Genomic DNA, 20,099 nt, shown 5'->3' on the forward strand with positions numbered 1-20,099 from the left:
CTGCGGGCGGTTGTTGCATGGGGTGCCTGTTTATACTCATCCGGTCGTTACCATAGTGGTAACACAGAACCGGAGAATTAACGATGAGTTACGTGACTGACATTCCCACTGCAAGCGCCGCTGATGCAGTAGCCCATTTTCGCCAGCGCCTGAGCGTTGAAACCGACTGCGCGGATGTCCATGCCTCGCAGCAGCATCACGACGTTGATTTTGTACTGCTTCACGTAGTGGGAAGTGCCGAAACCTTCGCCCGTTGTCATATACCTGGCGCGCTTCATCTGCGGCATGCTGATATCTCCGCCGAAAGAATGAAGGACTGGCCTGCGGAGACGTTGTTTGTGGTCTATTGTGCGGGGCCTCACTGTAACGGTGCCGATCAGGCGGCGCTCAAGCTGGCGTTACTGGGGCGCCGGTCAAAATAATGATTGGTGGGATGACCGGCTGGCAGGATGAGGGATTCGCCTTTCAGTCGGGATCATGAAAATCTTTCAACAGTGATGAATTATTCTCGTTTGCCTGGGGCGCTGTCCAGTGACACTATCCAGACATATAGCCATCCAGAAGTCTAAATGGTTCAAATAATAAATTATCACTCAAGGCAACGAGTTTGCCTGATGGAGTAAGGAGATCGCATGACACACCAACACGCCCCTTATCGCGCCGACATCGTTGGCAGTTTTTTACGCCCGCTGGCGATTAAAGAAGCCCGCCAGCAGCTTGCTAACGGTGAAATCAGCGCGCAGCAGCTGCGCGCCGTAGAGGATGCCGAGATTCGGCGTGTGGTGCAGCATCAGTGCGACTGCGGCCTGCACGTGGTGACCGATGGTGAGTTCCGTCGTGCCTGGTGGCATTTCGACTTCTTCGACGGCCTGCAGGGTGTTGAGCGCTACGATTCCGAAAACGGTATTCAGTTTAACGGCGTGCAAACCCGCGCCCACGGTATTCGCGTCACCGGCAAGCTCGGCTTTGGTGAGCACCCAATGCTGGAAGATTTCCGCTTCCTGAAAAGTATCAGCGGCGAGGCAACGCCGAAGATGACGATTCCAAGCCCAAGCGTGCTGCATTTCCGTGGCGGACGTAAAGATATCGATGCGACGGTTTACCCGGATTTGACCGACTATTTTAACGACCTGGCCGATACCTGGCGTGACGCTATCCGCGCGTTTTATGATGCCGGTTGTCGCTATCTGCAGCTCGACGATACCGTTTGGGCCTATCTGTGCTCTGACGACCAGCGCCGCCAGGTTCGTGAACGCGGGGACGATCCGGATAAGCTGGCGGCTATCTATGCCGACGTGTTGAATCGCGCGCTGGAAGGTAAGCCGGATGACCTGATTGTTGGGCTGCACGTGTGTCGCGGTAACTTCCGCTCCACCTGGATTTCAGAAGGCGGCTATGAGCCGGTGGCCGAGATCCTGTTTGGCCGCGTAAACGTGGATGCCTTCTTCCTCGAGTACGACAACGATCGTTCCGGTGACTTCGCGCCGCTGCGTTTTATCCGCCCAGGGAAGCAGAAAGCGGTGCTGGGGCTGATTACCACCAAGAACGGCGAGCTGGAAAACCCGCAGGGCGTGAAGGCGCGCGTAGAAGAAGCATCGCAGTATGTCGCGTTGGATCAGATTTGCCTCAGCCCGCAGTGTGGTTTTGCTTCTACGGAAGAGGGAAACAGCCTGAGCGAGCAGCAGCAGTGGGATAAAGTGCGTCTGGTGACGGGGATTGCGGCGGATATCTGGTAATTCCCCCGGGGTCGGCGTTCCGCCTCGCCCGGGCTACCTATCCTGTAGCCCGGCCAAGCGTAGCGCCGCCGGGAAATCCGTCACGCCACGCTCACCGTCGCACCCCAGGTACTGGCCTTAATGCCGCGAATAATCAGCCACCACGCCAGCACGATAACCACCATCATGATCGGGAACAGCGCGTAAGGCGCGAAATGGGTCAGGATCTGTCCGGTCAACAGCGGGTTCAGCGCCGCGCCGAGCCAGCCCAGCGCCTGAGCGGAGAAGTAGCTGGCTTTCATGCCCGGTGGGGCAATGTTATCAATCAGCATATATTCACCCGGGGCGTAGATGACCTCGCCCAGCGTAAAGACCGCCGCCGCCAGTCCCCAGAACAGCAAATTATTGCCTGACATCATAAATCCAGCCAGACCCAGCACATAACAGAAGGTACCAAAGGTCATCAGCGGCTTCAGATTGGTCGCCGTTAACCGACGGCCAATGGCGTACTGTAAGGTCACCACCACCGCGGCATTCACCGGCAGGATCACCGCCACCACCTTTTCGGCAAAGGTGCTATCGCCAATCGTCAGCACGTACTGCGACATACAGGAGGCGAATGAACCGCCAACGAATGAAGCAAGCAGGCCGGAAAGGGTAAACCACAGCAGCGCCCGGTCATGCAACAGCACGGACGGCGACCAGGCCACGGGGGTTTCCGCCATGTCGGCAGCGCTAACGCGCGCCACGTAGCGCTGGATAAACAGCAGCGGGAACGCAGCGCAAATCGCTGCCAGCCAGAACGGCAGGTTAATGCTGTGCATCACCAGCAGCGTGCCAATCGGCGGGCCAATGGTCCAGCCAATGTTCAGGAAGGTGTAGTTAAGCGAAAAAATACGCGCTTTGGTCGTGGCCGTTAGCGTGTCGGAGAAATAGGCCTTCAGCACGGTCGAGAAGATCGAATAGGAACAGTTGATCAGCGAGAAAAAGAACACCACCAGCGGCACGCTGTGCACCAGTGGAATAGCGACAAAACCGGCGATAAAAAACGTTACGGCGATCAGCATATAGCGTTTCTTATCGAACTTATCCGCCAGAATGCCAAAGCCGAGGCTGAAGATAACGCCGGCCACCAGCGCGATGGACAGTGCATAGCCAATAGTGTCTACCGTCAACGCGTATTTACGCGTGAGGTAAATGGTCATAAACGGAAGGGTGGCGCCGCGCCCGATGGTTAACAGTAACGACGATGCCAGCAGCGCAATCGTGGATCGTCTGGTCGTTGGTTTCATTTTCCTGCCCGAGAGATGTCGTTGTGCGTTTTTTTGTTATCGCTTTCACAAATATCACGCCATAAGCGGCTTGTATACCTGAGCGCGTGTCGGGAAGTGCGATTTCAGCCCGCCAGAAATAATGATCTATTCCTGGGCTGAATTTTTCGTTACTTTGAATGTGTTTACATAAATTTAATAAACGGTGGGGCGTGTATGACGCGTAAAGATGGGCTGCTGGCGCTGCTGGTGGTCGTAGTATGGGGACTGAATTTTGTGGTTATTAAGGTGGGGCTGCACGGCATGCCGCCGCTGCTGCTGGCGGGATTACGCTTCCTGTTCGTCGCCTTCCCGGCGCTGTTCTTTGTCCCACGACCTCGCGTACCACTGCCGCTGCTACTGGGCTATGCGCTGACCATCAGCTTCGGTCAGTTTGCCTTCCTGTTCTGCGCGATTAACTTTGGTATGCCAGCCGGGCTGGCGTCGCTGGTGCTGCAGGCGCAGGCCTTCTTTACCATTATTCTTGGCGCGTTTGTCTTTGGCGAGCGCCTGCAGCGCAAGCAGCTGGTAGGGATTTCGCTGGCGGTATTCGGTGTGCTGGTGCTGATTGAAACCAGTATGACCGGGCAACATGTGCAACTGCTGGGCTTTATGCTGACGCTGGGTGCGGCGCTGTGCTGGGCATGCGGCAATATCTTCAACAAAAAGATCATGCTGCATCCATCGAAAACCGGCGTGATGTCGCTGGTGGTCTGGAGCGCGCTGATTCCGATTGTGCCGTTTATGCTGAGCTCGTGGATTTTCGAAGGCCCACAGTTGATGGCGCAGAGCCTGATTCATATTGATCTCACTACCGTGCTGTCGCTGGCCTATCTCTCCTTTATTGCCAGTATCGTGGGCTACGGGATTTGGGGTTCGCTGCTTGGACGTTATGAAACCTGGCGCGTGGCGCCGCTGTCGCTTCTGGTGCCGGTGGTGGGGCTCGCCAGCGCGTCGCTGCTGCTCGGTGAGACGCTGTCGGTGATGCAACTGGCAGGGGCGTTGCTGATTATGGCCGGGTTGCTGATCAACGTCTTTGGCCTGCGTATTCCGGGGTTGCGTCGGGCGGTGAAGGGATAACGGGATAAAAAAAGCCCCGCCGAAGCGGGGCAATAACGTTTAGCGATTTTTATCGTTGTAGTACGGTACGCCCAGTTCATCTGATTTATCGCTACCGGCGGCCATATGATTAAAATCAAACGGCGACTGGTTGCTGGCAGATGGCATCAGCATGTCCTGATGGGCGTGATTTTGTGCCGGTAGTTGTTCCGCATAGCTTGCGCTTGCGGCCATCGTCAGGGCGACGAAAGCAACGGCAGCGAACAGTTTCATTATTTCCTCGATACGTCTTTTTGCAGGCGATTAACAGACACAGTGATTAATAGGGAACAGGTAGCGAGAATCCTCGCGCATATTGGTCACGCGGTACTTGTGCGGTGGCACATCAAAGTAGTTTTTAAACGTCCGCGTCAGCGTCTGCTGCGATTCAAAACCGTAACGTTCGGCCAGATAGAGAATCGGCTCATTGCCTTCTTTTAACTTCTGGGCGATTTCCGTCAGTTTACGGGTGCGAATGTACTGACCTAATGAATGACCGGTCTCTTTTTTGAACATCCGCTGCAGGTGCCATTTTGAGTAACCGGAACGCTCAGACACTTTCTCAAGTGACAGAGGGGATTCCAGGTTATCTTCGATCCAGTCCAAAATGCTATGAATAGTAATAGCGTCAGTGTTACGTCTGGACATCGTCTTACCTCTTCTTCTGTTTACGGCAATATTTTTTTAAGGAGAAGTTCGAGCGTCGCAACTTCATTTGCCGTTAAGTTTTTTGTTAATTCCTGGTGCAGGTTTTGCCCAACGAGCAGGTGGCATTGTTCACAAATGGCTGCGCCTTCTGGCGTCAGCTGAATCAATACCCCACGTTTGTCATTTGGATTGGGTAACCGGGCTATCCAACCCCGACACAACAAACGATCAAGCATGCGAGTGAGCGCGCCCAGATCCACCGAAAGGGTCTTTTTCAACTCCACGGGGGTGATACTGCCCTGGCAACGGATAGAGCAAAGCACTCTGAACTGCGAGGCGGTAATCTCTTCTGGCGATAAATGCTCGTTGAGTAAGCGATCTTTTTTCTGGTTAACCATGTGAATCAGGTGCCCAAGTGGAATCATTTCATTGAAGAGATTGCTTGTGCTGTTCACAATGGTTGCCCTGGCAAGTACTTTAGTTGCGGTGGATATTATTTCTCACGCAATCATAAGTCAACTGAATGGATTGAGTGATGCCACGAATTGCTAAAACGGTTCAGACAGCCATAAATAGGATATCCTGTACTTAGCCTGCCCGAAGCCAGATATGCTGCGCTGGTGGGGAATGGCCTGGTGTACAGCATGTTATTTTTCGTTAAACAGACAGGATTTTGGGACGCTTATGAAGGAACTTATTCAGGCAATAGGGCTTGGGCTGGTGGTATTGCTGCCGCTGGCAAACCCTTTAACGACCGTGGCGCTGTTCCTTGGGCTCTCCGGCAATATGAACAACGCAGAGCGCAACCGGCAGTCGCTGATGGCCTCGGTGTACGTCTTCGCTATCATGATGGTGGCCTATTATGCGGGCCAGGTGGTGATGAATACATTCGGTATATCAATACCTGGGCTGCGAATTGCCGGTGGGCTGATCGTGGCCTTTATCGGTTTCCGCATGCTGTTCCCGCAGCAGAAGGCGCATGACTCGCCGGAAGCGCGCAGCAAATCAGAAGAACTGGAAGACGAACCGACGGCGAACATCGCCTTTGTCCCGCTTGCCATGCCTAGCACCGCAGGCCCAGGGACGATTGCGATGATCATCAGTTCTGCATCGACGGTTAAGCACGGGGCAAATTTCCCGGACTGGGTGATACTGGTCGCGCCGCCGATTATCTTTGCGCTGGTGGGCATTATCCTGTGGGGATGCTTACGTAGCTCAGGGGCGATTATGCGTCTGGTCGGGAAAGGGGGGATTGAAGCGATTTCCCGTCTGATGGGCTTCCTGCTGGTGTGTATGGGCGTGCAGTTTATTATCAACGGCGTACTGGAAATTATTACGACCTATCACGCGTAAGGTTCCCCGGCGTCGCTGCGCTCGGCCGGGCTACCAATCTGAACGTAGCCCGGCCAAGCGCAGCGACGCCGGGAAGCACATCAATGCTGATGCGCCTGTTCCTCTAACGATGCCGATGGCCAGCGGCGGAAAATCATCACCGACCAGACAAGCGCCGCCAGCGCCGGTGCCGCACCCACATAGCCGATAGACGACATCGACAGATGGGTGCTTATCTGGCTACCCAGCAGCGCCCCGGCACCAATCCCGATATTGAAAATCCCGGAGAACAGCGACATTGCTACGTCGGTGGCATCCGGCGCCAGCGCCAGCACTTTCACCTGCATTCCCAGACCGATCACCATAATGGCAATACCCCAGAAGATGCTGAGCACGGCGAGGTGAGTGGCATCCTGCGCGGCGGGAAGCAGCAACAGCAGGCAGACTAGCAGCAGGCCAATGGCACCGTTGATCAACCCTGACGAATGTTTATTGCCGAGCTTACTGAAGATAATGCTACCGATAATCCCCGCGCCGCCCAGCACCAGCAGCAGAATCGTGGCAAAATTACCGCTCAGCCCGGCCACTGTCTGCACAAAGGGTTCAATATAGCTGTAGGCGGTGTAATGGGCGGTCACCACCACCACGGTCAGCAGATAAATGCTCATCAGCGCCGGACGACGGAACAGCACCGGCAGGCTTTTCAGCGAACCGGAATGTTCACTCGGCAGCTTAGGCAGCAGCTTAATCAGCGCCAGCATGGTGATGAGCGCACCTACGCCGATGGCGAAGAAGGTGGTTCGCCAGCCGAAGTATTGCCCCACGATACGACCGATCGGAATGCCGAAGACCATTGCCAACGCCGTGCCGGTCGCTATCAGACTCAGCGCCTGTGCACGTTTACCGGCTGGCGCCATACGAATCGCCAGAGAGGCGGTAATTGACCAGAACACCGCATGGGCAAACGCAATTCCGATTCGGCTTATCACCAGTACGGTGAAGTTCCACGCGAGGAACGACAGCACGTGGCTGGCAATGAACAGAATAAAAAGCCCGATCAGCAATTTACGCCGTTCCATCTGGCTGGTCAGCAGCATAAACGGCAGCGACATCAGTGCGACCACCCAGGCGTAGATGGTCAGCATGATCCCGACCTGCGCCGTCTGCATGCCAAAACTGCTGGCGATGTCGGAGAGCAGTCCAACCGGAACGAATTCAGTGGTATTGAAGATAAAAGCAGCGATAGCCAGCGTGACTACCCGAAGCCACGCGATCCGACGAGAGACCGTGTTTGTTGTCATAAAAATGCACCGGGAGCGTTAAAGAAAGGAACAGATAAGCGATCTTAAAGCGATTTTTGCGACAAATACAATTATTTTGTGATTAACCTCTCATTTTTGTAGTTGTGTGACAGTGTCACTTTTTAGCGCCAGAAAGCGAGTTGCCGGTATTCATTTTTTATGTCAGTTTGCTATCTCGCACATATGATTCAGGGGATACGCATGCACGAGATTGATTTTTATATGGTTGATGCCTTTAGCGACCATGCTTTCGGTGGTAACGCGGCGGCGGTTTGTCTGCTTGACGACTGGCTGCCCGATGAGACGTTGTTGAAAATGGCCCGTCAGCATAATCAATCGGAAACGGCGTTTATTGTTAAGCAGCACGGCGGTTTTGCCCTGCGCTGGTTTACCACCCAAAATGAAGTTAACCTCTGCGGCCACGCGACGCTTGCCAGCGCTCACGTGGTGTTTCAGCACCTTCATTACCCTGATGAACGCGTCCATTTCGACACCTTGTCCGGCCGCTTAACCGTCTCGCGCCGCGACGAATGGCTCACGCTGGACTTCCCGGCTGGTGCCACCCACGACGCCACGCCTCCGGCGGACATGCTGCATGCACTGGGCGTTACCCACTACCTGAATGCCCGTAAAGGCCGGGCATGGGTGATTGAGCTGGAAAACCGGCAGCAGGTTGAAGCGCTGAAACCCAATATCAGCGCCATGATCCCCGGTGAACATAAAGTGTCCGTCACCGCTGCGGGCGACGGTGATTATGATTTTGTTAGCCGCTTCTTCTCACCGGGCGAAGCGGTGTGGGAAGACCCGGTTACCGGCTCCGCACACACCATGTTAATTCCGTACTGGGGCGAAAAGCTCGGTAAAACCCGGATGCTGGCGCGTCAGGTATCCGCGCGCGGTGGCGATGTGCGCTGTGAATGGGTGGGTGAGAGGGTATTGATGAGCGGGGTGGCGAGAACCTATTTACAAGGGAAAGTGCTGCTGGATTAATCCGTCGCCCGGACGAAGAAACCCCGACCCGCATTGCCAGGCCGGGGTTCTCTGCCGCTAGAACATCATACCGGGAAGATAAAGATGGCGCCCGCGCACAGCGCCAGAATGCGAATCAGGTACATCGGAATCGTGAAGAGCCAAAACTCCGACATTTTATATTTCCCCATGCCCATAATCATGGCTGGCATACCGTCAATCGGCATATAGCCACCGTTCCAGCCGGATATCGTGATCGCAATGGCCGCCGCCGTTGGGTTCAACCCTAGCCCAGTGCAGGCCGCGATGCCGATGGGCCCAAAGATAAAAATTGAGCCGATGGTTGACCCGGTAAAGGTCGCGCAGGTGCTGGTCAGCAAGGCCAGAATAAGAATGAAAATGAACGGTGAAACGCTGGTGCCCAGCACGCCAGCAACGGCATTACCAATCATCGCCGTCACCCCGGTACCGGCAAGCGCATCGGAGACCCCAATGACGCAGGCGGTCATGATGATCACCGGCGCGCCCATGTGGTCACGGACCTCTTTAAAGTCGAGTACGCCAATAAAGAGCAGAAACGCGCCTGCTAAGCCGGGTGCAATATAGGCAATATCACCCAAGGTGCTCATCAGCATCATGCCAATCACGCTAAAGAAGAATGCTCCCACGGTGCATTTCTCTTTCCATGCGGGGAGGGTCGATGCCTCATCTTCCAGCGCCGCTGCACTTTCATCCGCCGCGTCGGCAATCGGATGATTGGGCAAAAATCGGTATGCAATCAGGCTCCAGGCAAAATAGGCTGCGGACATCACCAGGTTGACCAGGGCGAATTTCATCATCGAAATTTCCTGGTTAATTCCCGACGCCTGCAGTACGGAGACGGTGACGCCGAAAAGCAGCGCGACGTTGATCGGGATCAGCGGGTGGTTAGTCGCAAAGCCTAACGGCATCACCAGTTTCGAGGTGGGGAGCTTTTGGCTATAAGGCAGTGAGGCGATAAGCGAGAGAATCAGGACGTAATACCCCGTCGCCCCAGTACCCGCCAGGCTTGCGCCAAGCATGACGATCATCAGCAACAGAATATAGCTTTTATAGCCGCCCCGGTTGAGATGCACCATCATTGCCGTTTTGATACTGCTAATCAGCCGGGTTTTTTGTAATCCCGCCATCACGACCATAAAACCCGCCAGCATAATGACGGTGGAATTCACAAACCCGGCAAAGGCTTGTTGAATGGTGGAAACCTTGCAGACGACTAACAGCAGGCAGGCAAGCAAAGGTGGCGCGCCAAAAGGAAGTTTGTCCGTCATGATCAGCACGATCATCAGGATGAGTATTCCAAGCGACAGAATCATTTCCGTGGTCATTTTTTAGCTCCTTTTTAGGCATCCAGCATGTCGCGAGGGACTTTAAAGACGGCCTTTCGCACGGTGGCAGGTGAATCGACCAGACAAAGTGCCTGGTGCGGTTCTCCCGGCATAAAAAGAGCGAAATCTCCCGTTTGCAGCGTAATGGCGACGCCTGGCGTAGCGCTGTGGGTGATAAACAGGTCCGGTTTGCGCTCTTCATCGTCAAGCTTCCCAACATCCTGCACGCCAGCGTGAATTAACTCGCGCCCCGACAGCATCACCTGTATATCGGCCCACTCCCGGTGATACTCCGTGTGACGTTGGTCGGCGGATTGCGTCTGCGCGTTACCGATGGTGCAAAACCATGAGTCGTTTACCGGCTGCCATCGCCCATCTTCCCGCGCGATCAAAGCCTCGAGCGAGCAGTCGGAACGGGAAAGTAATTGCCGAATGGCGAGAGGGAGCCCGGCCATCGCCAGCGCGTTGAGATTGCCGATAATCATTGTGCGGCTCCTTTTATCCATTCAGGGGTCGTGCGGACGTACTTAATCGCCTGGCGGTACCAGGTGTAGGCAATATGTAGGGTGCCATCCGGGCTCTGTTTGATGCTGGGATAGGAGAACTCACGGTTGCGTTTATCCAGCGAATTGTTGGTCATGCAGTAGCCATCGCCTTCATCCAGATTGCGCTGCCACGGCCAGGTTTTACCGCCGTCATCAGAGATGGCAATGGTCATCGGCGCGCGTGGCGCTCCCCAGAAGGCGCTTTTGCCGCCCGTGGGCTGCGGCTCTTTACGGCTGTTATCACCATCGTCGATTTCGTCGTACAGCGAGGCCCGGCGTTCCAGCGCACCGGCGGCGCTCATGGCGTTAAAGACCAGCGCCAGTTCGCCGTTGGCGAGCGTTGTCACCTGAATAGAGGAGTTGTTATTCGGCAGATTGGTCGCCTCGGGGATGGACCAGCTTTCACCGCCATCCGTGGAGTGACTGGCATAGATATGATCGGCCCAGCGGCTGCGAAACAGCGCCAGCAGCGTGCCATTAGAGAGCGGGGTGATATTCATATGCACGCATCCCAGGCTCCGGGGAACAATGACATCCCCCCAGGTTTTCCCCTTATCAGCGGAAATCTTCACCGCGCTGATATCATCATTACCGACCCATTTTTCTCCCGGCTGGGTGCGGCAGTAAAATACGGGCAGCAGCCAATGGCCGTTCTCCAGTACTACGATTGGCTGGCGGATGAACGTTCCCGGTTGGTCAAGCAGCGTGGCAGTTTCTCCCCAACTGATCCCGAGATCGTGCGACTGGCGGTAACGGACAATCGCGGTATCCTGATTGCCGGAGATCTGTGCGGTCCACAGCAGCCACAGCACGTTGTCCGGGTCCAGAAACAGCACCGGGTTTTGCTCAGAGCGGGTGCCGTCGTGAGACAGTTTCACGGCCTCGCTCCATTGCTCGCTGCCGGGCGCCAGCCGCGATCCCCAGACGGAGATATCGGCTACGCCCTCCTGGGTGCCGCCGAACCATACGCACATCAGCGCGCCGTCCGGCAGGGGTAATAGATTAGCGGCATGGTTTTGTGGGCAGGTCGACGGCAGCATGGCAGTGGCAACCTGCGTGTCGTGACGGTCATGACGAATAATACCGTCACGAATAAGGGTTACAGACATAATCAGACTCCATTTTATTATTCAGGGTTTTATTTATTCAGTTCTAAGGTCTTAAACGCTTTATGAGAGTTTGTTGTTTTACTGAGTCGCCGATTCCGTACAATATTGATAATTTCTACGGTCAGAGAGAAGAATATGGCGAAATAGAGGTAGCCTTTAGCAATATGAATATTGACGCTGTCGGCCACGAGTAACACACCGACGAACAGCAGGAAAGTGAGAGCCAGTATTTTTATTGAAGGCGTGTTATTGACGAAATCACCGATAGCTTTAGCGGCAAACATCATCACGCCGACCGCAATCACCACGGCCGCCACCATAATAAAGATATGCTGCGATAACCCCACGGCGGTAATCACTGAGTCAAGACTGAACACGATATCCAATAACATAATCTGGACAATCGCACCCGTCAGGGAGAGTTGACGTTTATCGTCGTTATGCTGTTCTTGCTCCTGCCGGATTTCAGCCAGGATCTCCTGGAGCGACTTGTAGATCAAGAACAGGCCGCCAGCGAAGAGAATCAGCGTGCGCAGCGAGACCGGGAAGTGCCCGATAGTCAACAGGGGGGCGGTGATATGCGCTAACCAGGCGATGGAGATAAGCAACAGAATCCGCATTATCATCGCGCCGCCAAGCCCCAGTTTTCGCGCCATATTCTGCTGCTCTAGCGGTAGTTTTGCCACAACCAGTGAAAGAAATATAATATTATCGACCCCGAGAATAATCTCCAGAAACGTTAGCGTGACTAACGTTAACCATATATCGGGATCGAACAGCCATATAAACATTGACAAAGCCCTTTCGCAGAATGGTAGGGTGCCAGTAAGCAACCCGTTATTTATTAAAATACTGCAGACTGAGAACGTATAAATAGCACTTCCAAATAATAACAATTATCAATAAACGGTCTGACCAGTGAGTGACAATAATATCTTCAGCATGCATTTATTTAACGCGTCATTGCGTTTGAATCTTTCTGTTATTTCTGGTTGGGAATGCCGTTCCCAACCATGTCATTCGGTGAAATCATTAATCATCGGCATCTGTAAATAGGAATAACGTGCACAAGATTAACAGTATGGCGCGCCGAGTTCTTGTATTTGCTGCTGCTGGGCCGGAGTAAACGCGACCGCGTAGCGACTATCTCCGACGTTGTGGCCGTTAAGCTGTAGCGTTTTTTTCACCACTGCAGGTGAGAACGCGATTTTGTAGAGTTCGGTGCGCAGGACGGTAACCTTTTCCTGAGCCTGTCGTGAACCTTCAATATCGCCCGCCTGGAAACGGGACCAGATAGCGTTAATCTCTTTTGCCGCGACGTTGGCCAGGCCGGAAATACAGGCAGAGCAGCCGTCTACATAGCCCTGATGAATCAGCGAATCCGGGCCATTCAATATCGAGAAATTCGGGATATCGCGCACGGCGTCAAGGAAACCCTTCAGGCTCTCGTAGTTTCCCGCGCTGTCCTTAAGACCAATGATGTTCGGGTGCTGCGCTAACTGGTGTGCCGTCTGCGGCTCAATGGTGTTGCCGGTGCGGGCGGGAATGTTGTAGAGGAACATCGGAACGCTCAGGGCGTCGGCGATGGCGCTATAGTGCGCAACCAGTTCGCCCTGTTTCAGGGGAACAAACCACGGGGTAATAACCGAGACGGCATCCACGCCCAGTTGGGCAATGCGCTGACCGAGACGGATAGTTTCCCGCGTGGAGACTTCGCCAATGTGTGCAACAACCGGCACGCGTCCTGCGGCGGCCTCGACGCAGGCACTCGCCACCGCGACTTTCTCATCTTCATTGAGCACAAAAAATTCGCCGTTGGTACCGCCGCAGAAAATGCCGTTCCCGGCCTCAATCTGCCGATTGACCTGACGTTTAAGCTCGGGAATATTCAGCGCGCCGTCGTTATCGAAAGGGGTGACGATGGCGGTTAATACGCCGGTGATAGAGTGACTCATAATGGATTCCTTGTTTGGGATTAGCACGCCGGAAAGAGCGTGCGATAGATGGCCTGAACATCGTCCTTGCTGACGTGGCAGGGGGCGTTATTGAGCAGGCGCTTCACGTTGAGTGCCGCTTCGCTCAGAGAATCAATACTCTCTGGAGGCACGCCAAGGGCGAGCAGGCTATCGGGAAGCGCCAGTCGTTTGACTAATGCCGCCAGCCAGTCAACCAGCGCATAGGATTTCTCTTCCGTGCTTAATGAACGATCCGCATCGGGGATCAGATCCCAGACCTGCGCGAATTTTGCCTCGGCGTGAGGGCGAACCACAGCCATGCAAGGGGCCAGCAGAATCGCGTTCGCCACGCCGTGCGGCAGGTGCCAGGTTCCACCAAGCGGGTAGGAAAGGGCATGAACCAGATGCGTTCCCGCATGGTTTATCGCCACGCCGCCGTAATATGACGCCCAGAGCATCTCGAGCCTGGCGGCTAAGTTATCGGGCTGCTGTACCGAGATGTCGATATGACGAACCAGTTTGTGCAGACCAATAAGCGCGGCGTTATCGCTCACCGGGTTCGCCACCGTGGCGGTAAAGCATTCCAGTAAATGGCACAGCGCATCAATCCCCGTCGATGCGGCAATATGCGCCGGCATGCTGGTGGTTAACTCCGGCAATAGCGCCACATAATCAGGCAGCAGCACCGGGGAGATAATACCGACTTTGGTGTTTTGCTCAGGGATCGCAAGAATGGCGTTGGGCGTCGCTTCCGAGCCGGTGCCAGCCGTCGCGGGAATCAATAATGACGGGATCTTATGCGCTGGTTTTTCGCCGTTCAGCAGTGCATCCAGGCCGGGAGACTGTGGGTGTAAAAGCACCGACAGCAACTTGGTCACGTCCAGCACGCTGCCACCGCCAATGCCTGCCACCAGTTCGGGTTGCCAGGCGCTGGCAACAGTAAGGATCTGCGCCATATCGTGCTGGGTTGGCTCAGCCGGTACGGTATCAATGATCTGCACCTCTTTGCCGTTCGCCGTAAGGAGCGCGTGGATCGCCGTCGTGGCGGGCAGTTTTCCGACGTTGCTATCGGTGACCAGCAATACCTTTTTCATTTCTGGCAATAACGAGGTCAGGGCGCTGAACGCCCCGGCTCCGCTGATAAGCGTACTGTTTATGGTAGCCACTCTCTTCTCCTGTGTGTGATTGAAATCAATCAATCTGATATCAATGCTGATAACAACATGGCGAGAATTTATAATTTATCCCGCGGTTTAATAACTTGAAGTTGCTCACACTTAATCAAATGTGATTGAATATGATCAAATCAGAAATTAAACGATGCAAAAAGGGAAAACCATGCAACTCTGCGATAACAAGGTACTGGTCCTGGCGGACGACTTTACCGGTGCCAACGATGCTGGGGTCAGCCTGGCGGAAACCGGCATGCGGGTTGATGTTGCGTTTGATGAGCATTACCAGGGAGATGCGCAGGCGCTGATCCTTAATAGCGACAGTCGGGCGCTGACAAAAACCGAGGCGGTACGCCGGGTTAGCGCGTTGCTGCAAAAGAGGGAGGGGTCGGTTGCGCCGCGCTGGGCGGTCAAGAAAATCGACTCTACCTTACGCGGTAACGTGGGGGCGGAGATTGAAACCATGATGCAGGCGCTGGCGTGTTCACTCGCCATCGTTGCCCCAGCGTATCCATCGGCAGGGCGAGTGACACAAGGGGGCCGTTGTTATGTAAACGGTGTACTGCTTACGGAGACTGAGTTTGCCAGCGACCCGAAAACCCCCGTCACTCATGCCGATATTGCCACTCTGATTACGCAGCAAAGCCCGCTGCCATGTCGCGCTATCGCTCTCACCGAACTGGATACCACGCTGTGTCATAGTGTGGCCTCGGGGGAGATAGCGATCGTTGATGCGCAAACCGATGCGGACCTCGATGCCATTATTGCCGGGATAGCCCGTCGCCAACGCCGTGTTCTGCTGGTGGGTTCTGGCGGCGTGTGTGACGCGCTGGCTCGCCATCTTGCCCATCGCCAGCATGGGCCGCTGTTGGCCGTAGTGGGATCGATGAGTGAAATTGCTCAGCGGCAAATTGCCGTGCTGCATGGGCACCCTCGAGTGCGGCAGATAACCATCGATGTTGAGCAGGCATTCACCGGCGTCACGACAAGCGATGCGCAGCGGATCGCTGAGGTGATTCAACGCGGCCTGCACTGTGTGGTGACAACCACGGTGGATGCCCAAACGCGGGAGCGTATTAGCGAACAGTGCCGGGTGCGTGGCGTCACGCGCGCCGAACTTGGCGAACGGGTCTGCCGTCACCTGGCGCAGTTGGTGAAAGCGGCGCTGCACAGCAGCCAACCCGGCGCGCTGTATCTGTCCGGTGGCGATGTCGCTATCGCGGTGGCAACCGCGCTTAATGCGACCGGGTTTCAAATTACAGGCCGTGTGGCGCAGTGCGTGCCGTACGGCCATTTTCTTGGCAGCCACTGGCAACGTCCGGTAATGACCAAAGCAGGCGGGTTCGGCAGCGAAACCACGCTGCGTGAAGTCGTAGATTCTATTGAGGAGAAAATGAGTGACTAACATCATTGCAGTAACGATGGGCGACCCGGCGGGCATTGGCCCGGAGATCATTATTAAATCGCTAACGGAAGGGGATTTGAACGGTGCGCCGGTGGTGGTGGTGGGATGCGTTGAGACCTTTCGTCGCATACTGGCATTGGGGATCACGCCGCACGCCGAGTTGCTGGTGATTGAACGTCCTTCACAGGCGCAGTTTACTCCAGGCACAATCAACGTTATCAATGAACCGCTGGCTAACCCACAGGCGCTTAAACCGGGTCTGGTACAGGAAGAGGCCGGGGACCTGGCCTATCGTTGTATCAAGCGCGCTACGGAACTGGCGATGGCCGGTGAGGTTTTCGCGATTGCCACCGCGCCGCTTAACAAGGAGGCGCTGCATCTGGGGGGGCATGATTTCCCGGGGCATACTGAAATGCTGGCGCACCTGACGCACACCAAAGATTACGCCATGGTGCTCTATACCGATAAGCTTAAAGTCATCCATATTTCTACCCATGTGGCGCTGCGTAAATTCCTGGATAACCTAAGCCAGCAGCGTGTTGAGACGGTGATTGGTATTGCTGACCGCTTCCTGCGGCGGGTGGGTTACCGCCAGCCGCGTATCGCCGTTGCGGGCGTCAATCCACATGCTGGGGAGAACGGACTGTTCGGCGATGAAGAGATTCGCATCATTGGCCCGGCCGTTAACGCAATGCAAGCGAAGGGCATCCAGGTGACGGGGCCATGTCCACCGGATACGGTCTTTATGCAGTGTCACGAAGGGCTATATGACATGGTGGTGGCGATGTACCACGATCAGGGGCATATTCCGCTGAAGCTGTTAGGCTTTTATGATGGGGTGAACATCACCGCCGGGCTACCGTTTATTCGTACTTCGGCCGATCACGGCACCGCGTTTGATATTGCCTGGACAGGTAAAGCTAAGTCTGAGAGCATGGCAACCTCCATTGCGCTCGCCATGCAAATAGCACAGGAATAACATGAAGGGATATAACCGGTTAGAGCAGATTATGGACTTTCTCAAAAGCCATAATCTGGTCACAGTCGACCAACTGGTCGCGGCGACGAATGCGTCACCCGCCACGATTCGCCGCGACCTGATTAAACTCGATCAGGAAGGGGTCATCAGCCGAACGCACGGCGGCGTTACGCTTAACCGGTTTATTCCTATCCAGCCCACTACGGTTGAAAAATCGCAGCGTAGTCCACAGGAAAAACAGGCGATTGCCAGCGCCGCCGCGGCGATGGTAAAAGCGGGTGATGCTATCGTACTGGATGCCGGTACGACCATGATTGAGCTGGCCCGGCAGATTACCCACCTGCCGCTACGCGTGATCACCAGCGACCTGCATATTGCGCTGTTTCTGGCGGAGTTTAAGCAAATTGAGGTCACCATTATTGGCGGCCGCATCGACGATAGCAGCCAGTCCTGTATTGGCGATCACGGGCGACGCTTATTACAGAATATCTGGCCCGATCTGGCATTTTTAAGCTGCAACGGATGGGATCTGGAGAAAGGCATTACTTCGCCGACGGAAGAGAAGGCCGCGTTGAAACGCGATCTCATTGCGAACGCCCGTCGCCGGGTGCTGTTAGCCGATAGTTCAAAATACGGCGCCTGGTCGTTGTTTAATATCGTGCATCTGGATTCGCTGACCGACATCATCACCGACCGTCACTTGAGCGACGACACTCGTCTGGCGTTGGAAAACAGCAAACCCCGGCTAACCATAGCGGGCTAACCGGGGCGACGGGTTTACGGTAACAGCGTAATATTCGACTTAATAATCGCCACCGAGCGGGCAAACTTCTCCTGCTCCTCGGCGGCGAGCTGCAGTTCAATAATCTGCTGTACGCCGCTTTGCGCCAGCACGGCGGGAACGCCGATGGCGACGCCTTCAACGCCGTATTCCCCGTCCAGAATGCAGGAAATCGCCAGCGCGCGGTGGCTGCCGGTAAAGATATTACGGCAGATTTCGGCAATGGTTCCGGCAATACCGTACTCGGTGCAGCCTTTCCCGGCGTAAATCTCAAAGCCTGACTTACGAACTCTCTCTGCCATCGACTCACGATCCAGTGCTTTACCGGTACGTTGCAGGTAGACGTTCTCGATAGGTGAACCGTACACCGACGAGTGCGACCATACTGGGAACTGGCTGTCGCCGTGCTCGCCGAGAATGAACGCGTCGATGCTTTGCGCGCCAATATCCAGATCCTGAGCCAGCTTGCGGCGCAGACGCGTGGTATCGAGCCACACGCCGGTACCGATAACCTGGCTGCGCGGCAGACCAGAAAGCTGCCACACCTGCCAGGTGATAATGTCGCAGGGGTTGGTGGCAATCAGGAAAATACCGTTAAAGCCACCGGCCATCATCTGCGGCACGATGCTATGTACAATTTTGGCCGTGCTTTTCAGCTCATCAAGACGTGTCTGGCCGGGCTTCAGCGCGCCGCCGGAGACGGTAATAACCGCAATATCCACATCGGCGCAGTCGCTGGCATCGCGGCAGGAGATGGTCATCATACCGGGCATATAGGCCGCGGCATCGCTGAGGTCCTGTGCGTGCGCTTCGGCACGGGTCTTATTCAGGTCGACCAGGATCAATTCTTCGCAAATATTCTGATTCAGCAGCGCATAGGCGGCTGACGCGCCGACGTTACCGGCGCCGATGATCATGACTTTACGGGCTTTCGTGTTCATGGTTATTCCAGTACAGGGACAAATAACAGTGGATAAAACTACTCGTTAACAACCGGTTAGCGCAAGAGCCGGGGCAAATTATAAGTTAATGCTATGAGACTAAACGATGGCGAATGATAGAGTAGAAAAACAACAATAAAACAGGACCCTGCACCCATGTACACGATCGCAATAACTCCATCCGCCGACCCCGCCGTCAATGCCCTTATCGCCGAGCTTGACCGTTATCAAAGTGCGCTCTATCCCGAGGAGAGTAATCATCTGCTGGATCTCGCGTCGCTGCCGCAAAATCAGCTGATCGTGATGGTTATCCGTAAAGGGGAAGAAGCCGTCGGCTGCGGGGCAATTGTGCTGGATGACGCGGGGCGCGGTGAGATGAAGCGGGTCTTTATCAATCCGACGCACCGCGGTCAGCGCCTGGGCGAAAAACTGCTGGCAGAGCTTGAAACTGCCGCATTGCAGCGCGGTTGCCGCACGCTGCAGCTGGAGACGGGGATTCACCAGCATGCGGCAATCTGTCTGTATCAACGCTGCGGCTATGAAGTGTGTGACGCTTTTGCGCCGTATCAGCCGGATCCGCTCAGCGTCTTTATGGTGAAACCGCTGGCTCATCCAGTAGCGCAATAAAGGCTTCCAGCTGGCGGCTCATGGCCCCGCGTCGCCAGACAAGCCAGGTCGTCAGCCAGCGCCATTTCTCTGCCAGCGGCCATGCCTCTACCTGATGATGCCCCGGCATGCTTTCCAGCATGCTGCGCGGCATTAATGCCAGCCCGGCTCCGGCAATCACGCAGGCCAGCATTCCGTGATAGGACTCCATTTCATGTATACGCCCCGGCGTCGCCTGGTCGGCATGGAACCAGCTTTCGAAATGCCGACGGTAAGAGCAGTTGGCGCGAAACGCATAGATACTGGCACCGTTGACCTCACTGGCGCGGGTAATCGGCGGATGCCCGTGGGCGGCGACAATCATCATCTCCTCTGGGTAGACGGGCATACCGTCCAATCCCGGATGCATCACCGGCCCATCGACGAACGCGGCGCTGAGCGTGCCTTCCAGCACACCGTCGGTCATCGTGCCCGATGGGCCGGTGGCTAAATCAAACTGAATGCGCGGATAACGCTGGTTATAGCGGGCCAGCGTTTCGGGAATGCGTACGGCGGCAGTACTCTCCAGCGCACCGAGAGAAAACAGCCCCTGCGGCTCATCGCCAGCCACCACCATGCGGGCTTCGTCAACCAGCGAGAGGATCTGCTGGCTATAGCGTAGAAAGCTATGTCCGGCGGGCGACAGACGCAGCCGCTGGTTCTCACGAATGAACAGCTCAACGCCAAGATCAGCTTCCAGCTGGCGAATGCGGGTCGTCAGGTTAGAGGGCACGCGATGCACTCGCTGGGCGGCCTGGGTAATACTGCCGGTCTCGGCAACGGCGTTAAACATCTCAAGCTGGGTTAAATCCATGGCATTCTCGTAT

21 protein-coding genes and 1 pseudogene are annotated in these 20,099 nt (G+C 55.3%); 9 read left to right on the forward strand and 13 right to left on the reverse strand.

All coding sequences use genetic code 11. From position 1 onward, the window contains the following. The first annotated feature begins 83 nt into the window (after nt 1–83). A pseudogene (locus FHC49_RS14540) lies at nt 84–481 on the forward strand (rhodanese-like domain-containing protein). Between the two features lie 151 nt (nt 482–632). Then, nucleotides 633–1,736 (forward strand): cobalamin-independent methionine synthase II family protein, encoded by a 1,104-nt coding sequence (locus FHC49_RS14545; RefSeq protein ID WP_220440153.1) that lies wholly within the window; start codon nt 633–635, stop codon nt 1,734–1,736. An 80-nt stretch (nt 1,737–1,816) separates the two neighbouring features. On the opposite strand, the gene ydeE is transcribed toward FHC49_RS14545, so the two are convergent. Next, entirely contained in the window at nt 1,817–3,007 is a 1,191-nt protein-coding gene (ydeE, locus tag FHC49_RS14550) for an efflux MFS transporter YdeE (protein ID WP_220440154.1), read from the reverse strand. Nucleotides 3,008–3,202: 195 nt separating this feature from the next. Here ydeE and eamA point away from each other — a divergent pair, with 195 nt between their 5' ends. Further along, nucleotides 3,203–4,105 carry an O-acetylserine/cysteine exporter gene (gene eamA, locus FHC49_RS14555; protein WP_220440155.1) on the forward strand — a complete coding sequence of 301 codons (903 nt, stop codon included), beginning with the start codon at nt 3,203–3,205 and terminating at the stop codon, nt 4,103–4,105. A gap of 39 nt (nt 4,106–4,144) precedes the next feature. On the opposite strand, the gene marB is transcribed toward eamA, so the two are convergent. Genes marB through marR form a run of 3 tightly spaced genes read right to left on the reverse strand, consistent with a single transcriptional unit; the run spans nt 4,145 to nt 5,226 of the window. Continuing rightward, nucleotides 4,145–4,357, reverse strand: coding sequence for a multiple antibiotic resistance protein MarB (marB, locus tag FHC49_RS14560; RefSeq protein ID WP_185669037.1), 213 nt, complete (start codon nt 4,355–4,357; stop codon nt 4,145–4,147). Between the two features lie 30 nt (nt 4,358–4,387). After that, nucleotides 4,388–4,771 (reverse strand): MDR efflux pump AcrAB transcriptional activator MarA, encoded by a 384-nt coding sequence (gene marA / locus FHC49_RS14565; protein WP_035895737.1) that lies wholly within the window; start codon nt 4,769–4,771, stop codon nt 4,388–4,390. A gap of 20 nt (nt 4,772–4,791) precedes the next feature. Continuing rightward, entirely contained in the window at nt 4,792–5,226 is a 435-nt protein-coding gene (gene marR / locus FHC49_RS14570; RefSeq protein ID WP_185669036.1) for a multiple antibiotic resistance transcriptional regulator MarR, read from the reverse strand. A 229-nt stretch (nt 5,227–5,455) separates the two neighbouring features. On the opposite strand from marR, the gene FHC49_RS14575 reads away from it, so the two are divergent. Further along, a complete protein-coding gene (locus FHC49_RS14575; protein WP_220440156.1) occupies nt 5,456–6,124 on the forward strand; it encodes a MarC family NAAT transporter in 669 nt (222 codons plus the stop codon). A gap of 80 nt (nt 6,125–6,204) precedes the next feature. Here FHC49_RS14575 and FHC49_RS14580 read toward each other — a convergent pair whose 3' ends face one another. Next, a complete protein-coding gene (locus tag FHC49_RS14580; protein WP_185669034.1) occupies nt 6,205–7,404 on the reverse strand; it encodes a sugar transporter in 1,200 nt (399 codons plus the stop codon). A gap of 201 nt (nt 7,405–7,605) precedes the next feature. On the opposite strand from FHC49_RS14580, the gene FHC49_RS14585 reads away from it, so the two are divergent. Then, entirely contained in the window at nt 7,606–8,394 is a 789-nt protein-coding gene (locus FHC49_RS14585; protein ID WP_185669033.1) for a PhzF family phenazine biosynthesis protein, read from the forward strand. Nucleotides 8,395–8,459: 65 nt separating this feature from the next. Here the strand turns inward: FHC49_RS14585 and FHC49_RS14590 are convergent, their stop codons facing one another. The 6 genes from FHC49_RS14590 to FHC49_RS14615 all read right to left on the reverse strand — a co-directional run bounded on the left by FHC49_RS14590 (nt 8,460) and on the right by FHC49_RS14615 (nt 14,515). Next, nucleotides 8,460–9,740 carry an SLC13 family permease gene (locus FHC49_RS14590; protein WP_220440157.1) on the reverse strand — a complete coding sequence of 427 codons (1,281 nt, stop codon included), beginning with the start codon at nt 9,738–9,740 and terminating at the stop codon, nt 8,460–8,462. A 14-nt stretch (nt 9,741–9,754) separates the two neighbouring features. Then, a complete protein-coding gene (locus tag FHC49_RS14595) occupies nt 9,755–10,225 on the reverse strand; it encodes a YhcH/YjgK/YiaL family protein (protein WP_220440158.1) in 471 nt (156 codons plus the stop codon). Next, nucleotides 10,222–11,394 carry an exo-alpha-sialidase gene (locus FHC49_RS14600; RefSeq protein ID WP_220440159.1) on the reverse strand — a complete coding sequence of 391 codons (1,173 nt, stop codon included), beginning with the start codon at nt 11,392–11,394 and terminating at the stop codon, nt 10,222–10,224. Before FHC49_RS14600 ends, FHC49_RS14595 begins: the two co-directional genes overlap by 4 nt. 29 nt (nt 11,395–11,423) lie before the next feature. After that, nucleotides 11,424–12,185: a TerC family protein gene (locus tag FHC49_RS14605; RefSeq protein WP_220440160.1), complete on the reverse strand. Its 762-nt coding sequence runs from the start codon at nt 12,183–12,185 to the stop codon at nt 11,424–11,426. A 282-nt stretch (nt 12,186–12,467) separates the two neighbouring features. After that, the gene (locus FHC49_RS14610) at nt 12,468–13,349 is read right to left on the reverse strand and encodes a dihydrodipicolinate synthase family protein (RefSeq protein WP_220440161.1); all 882 of its coding nucleotides are present in this window, start codon (nt 13,347–13,349) and stop codon (nt 12,468–12,470) included. Nucleotides 13,350–13,369: 20 nt separating this feature from the next. Continuing rightward, the gene (locus FHC49_RS14615) at nt 13,370–14,515 is read right to left on the reverse strand and encodes an iron-containing alcohol dehydrogenase (RefSeq protein WP_220440162.1); all 1,146 of its coding nucleotides are present in this window, start codon (nt 14,513–14,515) and stop codon (nt 13,370–13,372) included. Nucleotides 14,516–14,669: 154 nt separating this feature from the next. Here FHC49_RS14615 and FHC49_RS14620 point away from each other — a divergent pair, with 154 nt between their 5' ends. From FHC49_RS14620 to FHC49_RS14630, 3 genes are read left to right on the forward strand one after another with little or no spacing between them, the layout of a single operon-like run. Beyond that, a complete protein-coding gene (locus FHC49_RS14620; RefSeq protein ID WP_370631768.1) occupies nt 14,670–15,926 on the forward strand; it encodes a four-carbon acid sugar kinase family protein in 1,257 nt (418 codons plus the stop codon). Further along, nucleotides 15,919–16,905, forward strand: a complete 987-nt coding sequence (locus FHC49_RS14625) for a D-threonate 4-phosphate dehydrogenase (RefSeq protein ID WP_220440163.1) — start codon at nt 15,919–15,921, stop codon at nt 16,903–16,905. Before FHC49_RS14620 ends, FHC49_RS14625 begins: the two co-directional genes overlap by 8 nt. A gap of 1 nt (nt 16,906) precedes the next feature. After that, the gene (locus FHC49_RS14630; RefSeq protein WP_220440164.1) at nt 16,907–17,668 is read left to right on the forward strand and encodes a DeoR/GlpR family DNA-binding transcription regulator; all 762 of its coding nucleotides are present in this window, start codon (nt 16,907–16,909) and stop codon (nt 17,666–17,668) included. 14 nt (nt 17,669–17,682) lie between these two features. Here the strand turns inward: FHC49_RS14630 and FHC49_RS14635 are convergent, their stop codons facing one another. Next, on the reverse strand, nt 17,683–18,627 hold the full coding sequence (locus FHC49_RS14635) for an L-lactate dehydrogenase (RefSeq protein WP_185669032.1): 945 nt from the start codon (nt 18,625–18,627) through the stop codon (nt 17,683–17,685). Between the two features lie 156 nt (nt 18,628–18,783). Here FHC49_RS14635 and FHC49_RS14640 point away from each other — a divergent pair, with 156 nt between their 5' ends. Beyond that, nucleotides 18,784–19,254, forward strand: coding sequence for a GNAT family N-acetyltransferase (locus tag FHC49_RS14640; RefSeq protein WP_220440165.1), 471 nt, complete (start codon nt 18,784–18,786; stop codon nt 19,252–19,254). Here the strand turns inward: FHC49_RS14640 and FHC49_RS14645 are convergent. Then, the gene (locus FHC49_RS14645; protein WP_185669030.1) at nt 19,217–20,086 is read right to left on the reverse strand and encodes a LysR family transcriptional regulator; all 870 of its coding nucleotides are present in this window, start codon (nt 20,084–20,086) and stop codon (nt 19,217–19,219) included. The genes FHC49_RS14640 and FHC49_RS14645 overlap by 38 nt on opposite strands. Nucleotides 20,087–20,099: the final 13 nt, after the last annotated feature.

Source organism: Kluyvera sp. EC_51, from assembly GCF_019584505.1.
GTDB classification, from domain to species: Bacteria; Pseudomonadota; Gammaproteobacteria; order Enterobacterales; family Enterobacteriaceae; genus Kluyvera; species Kluyvera sichuanensis.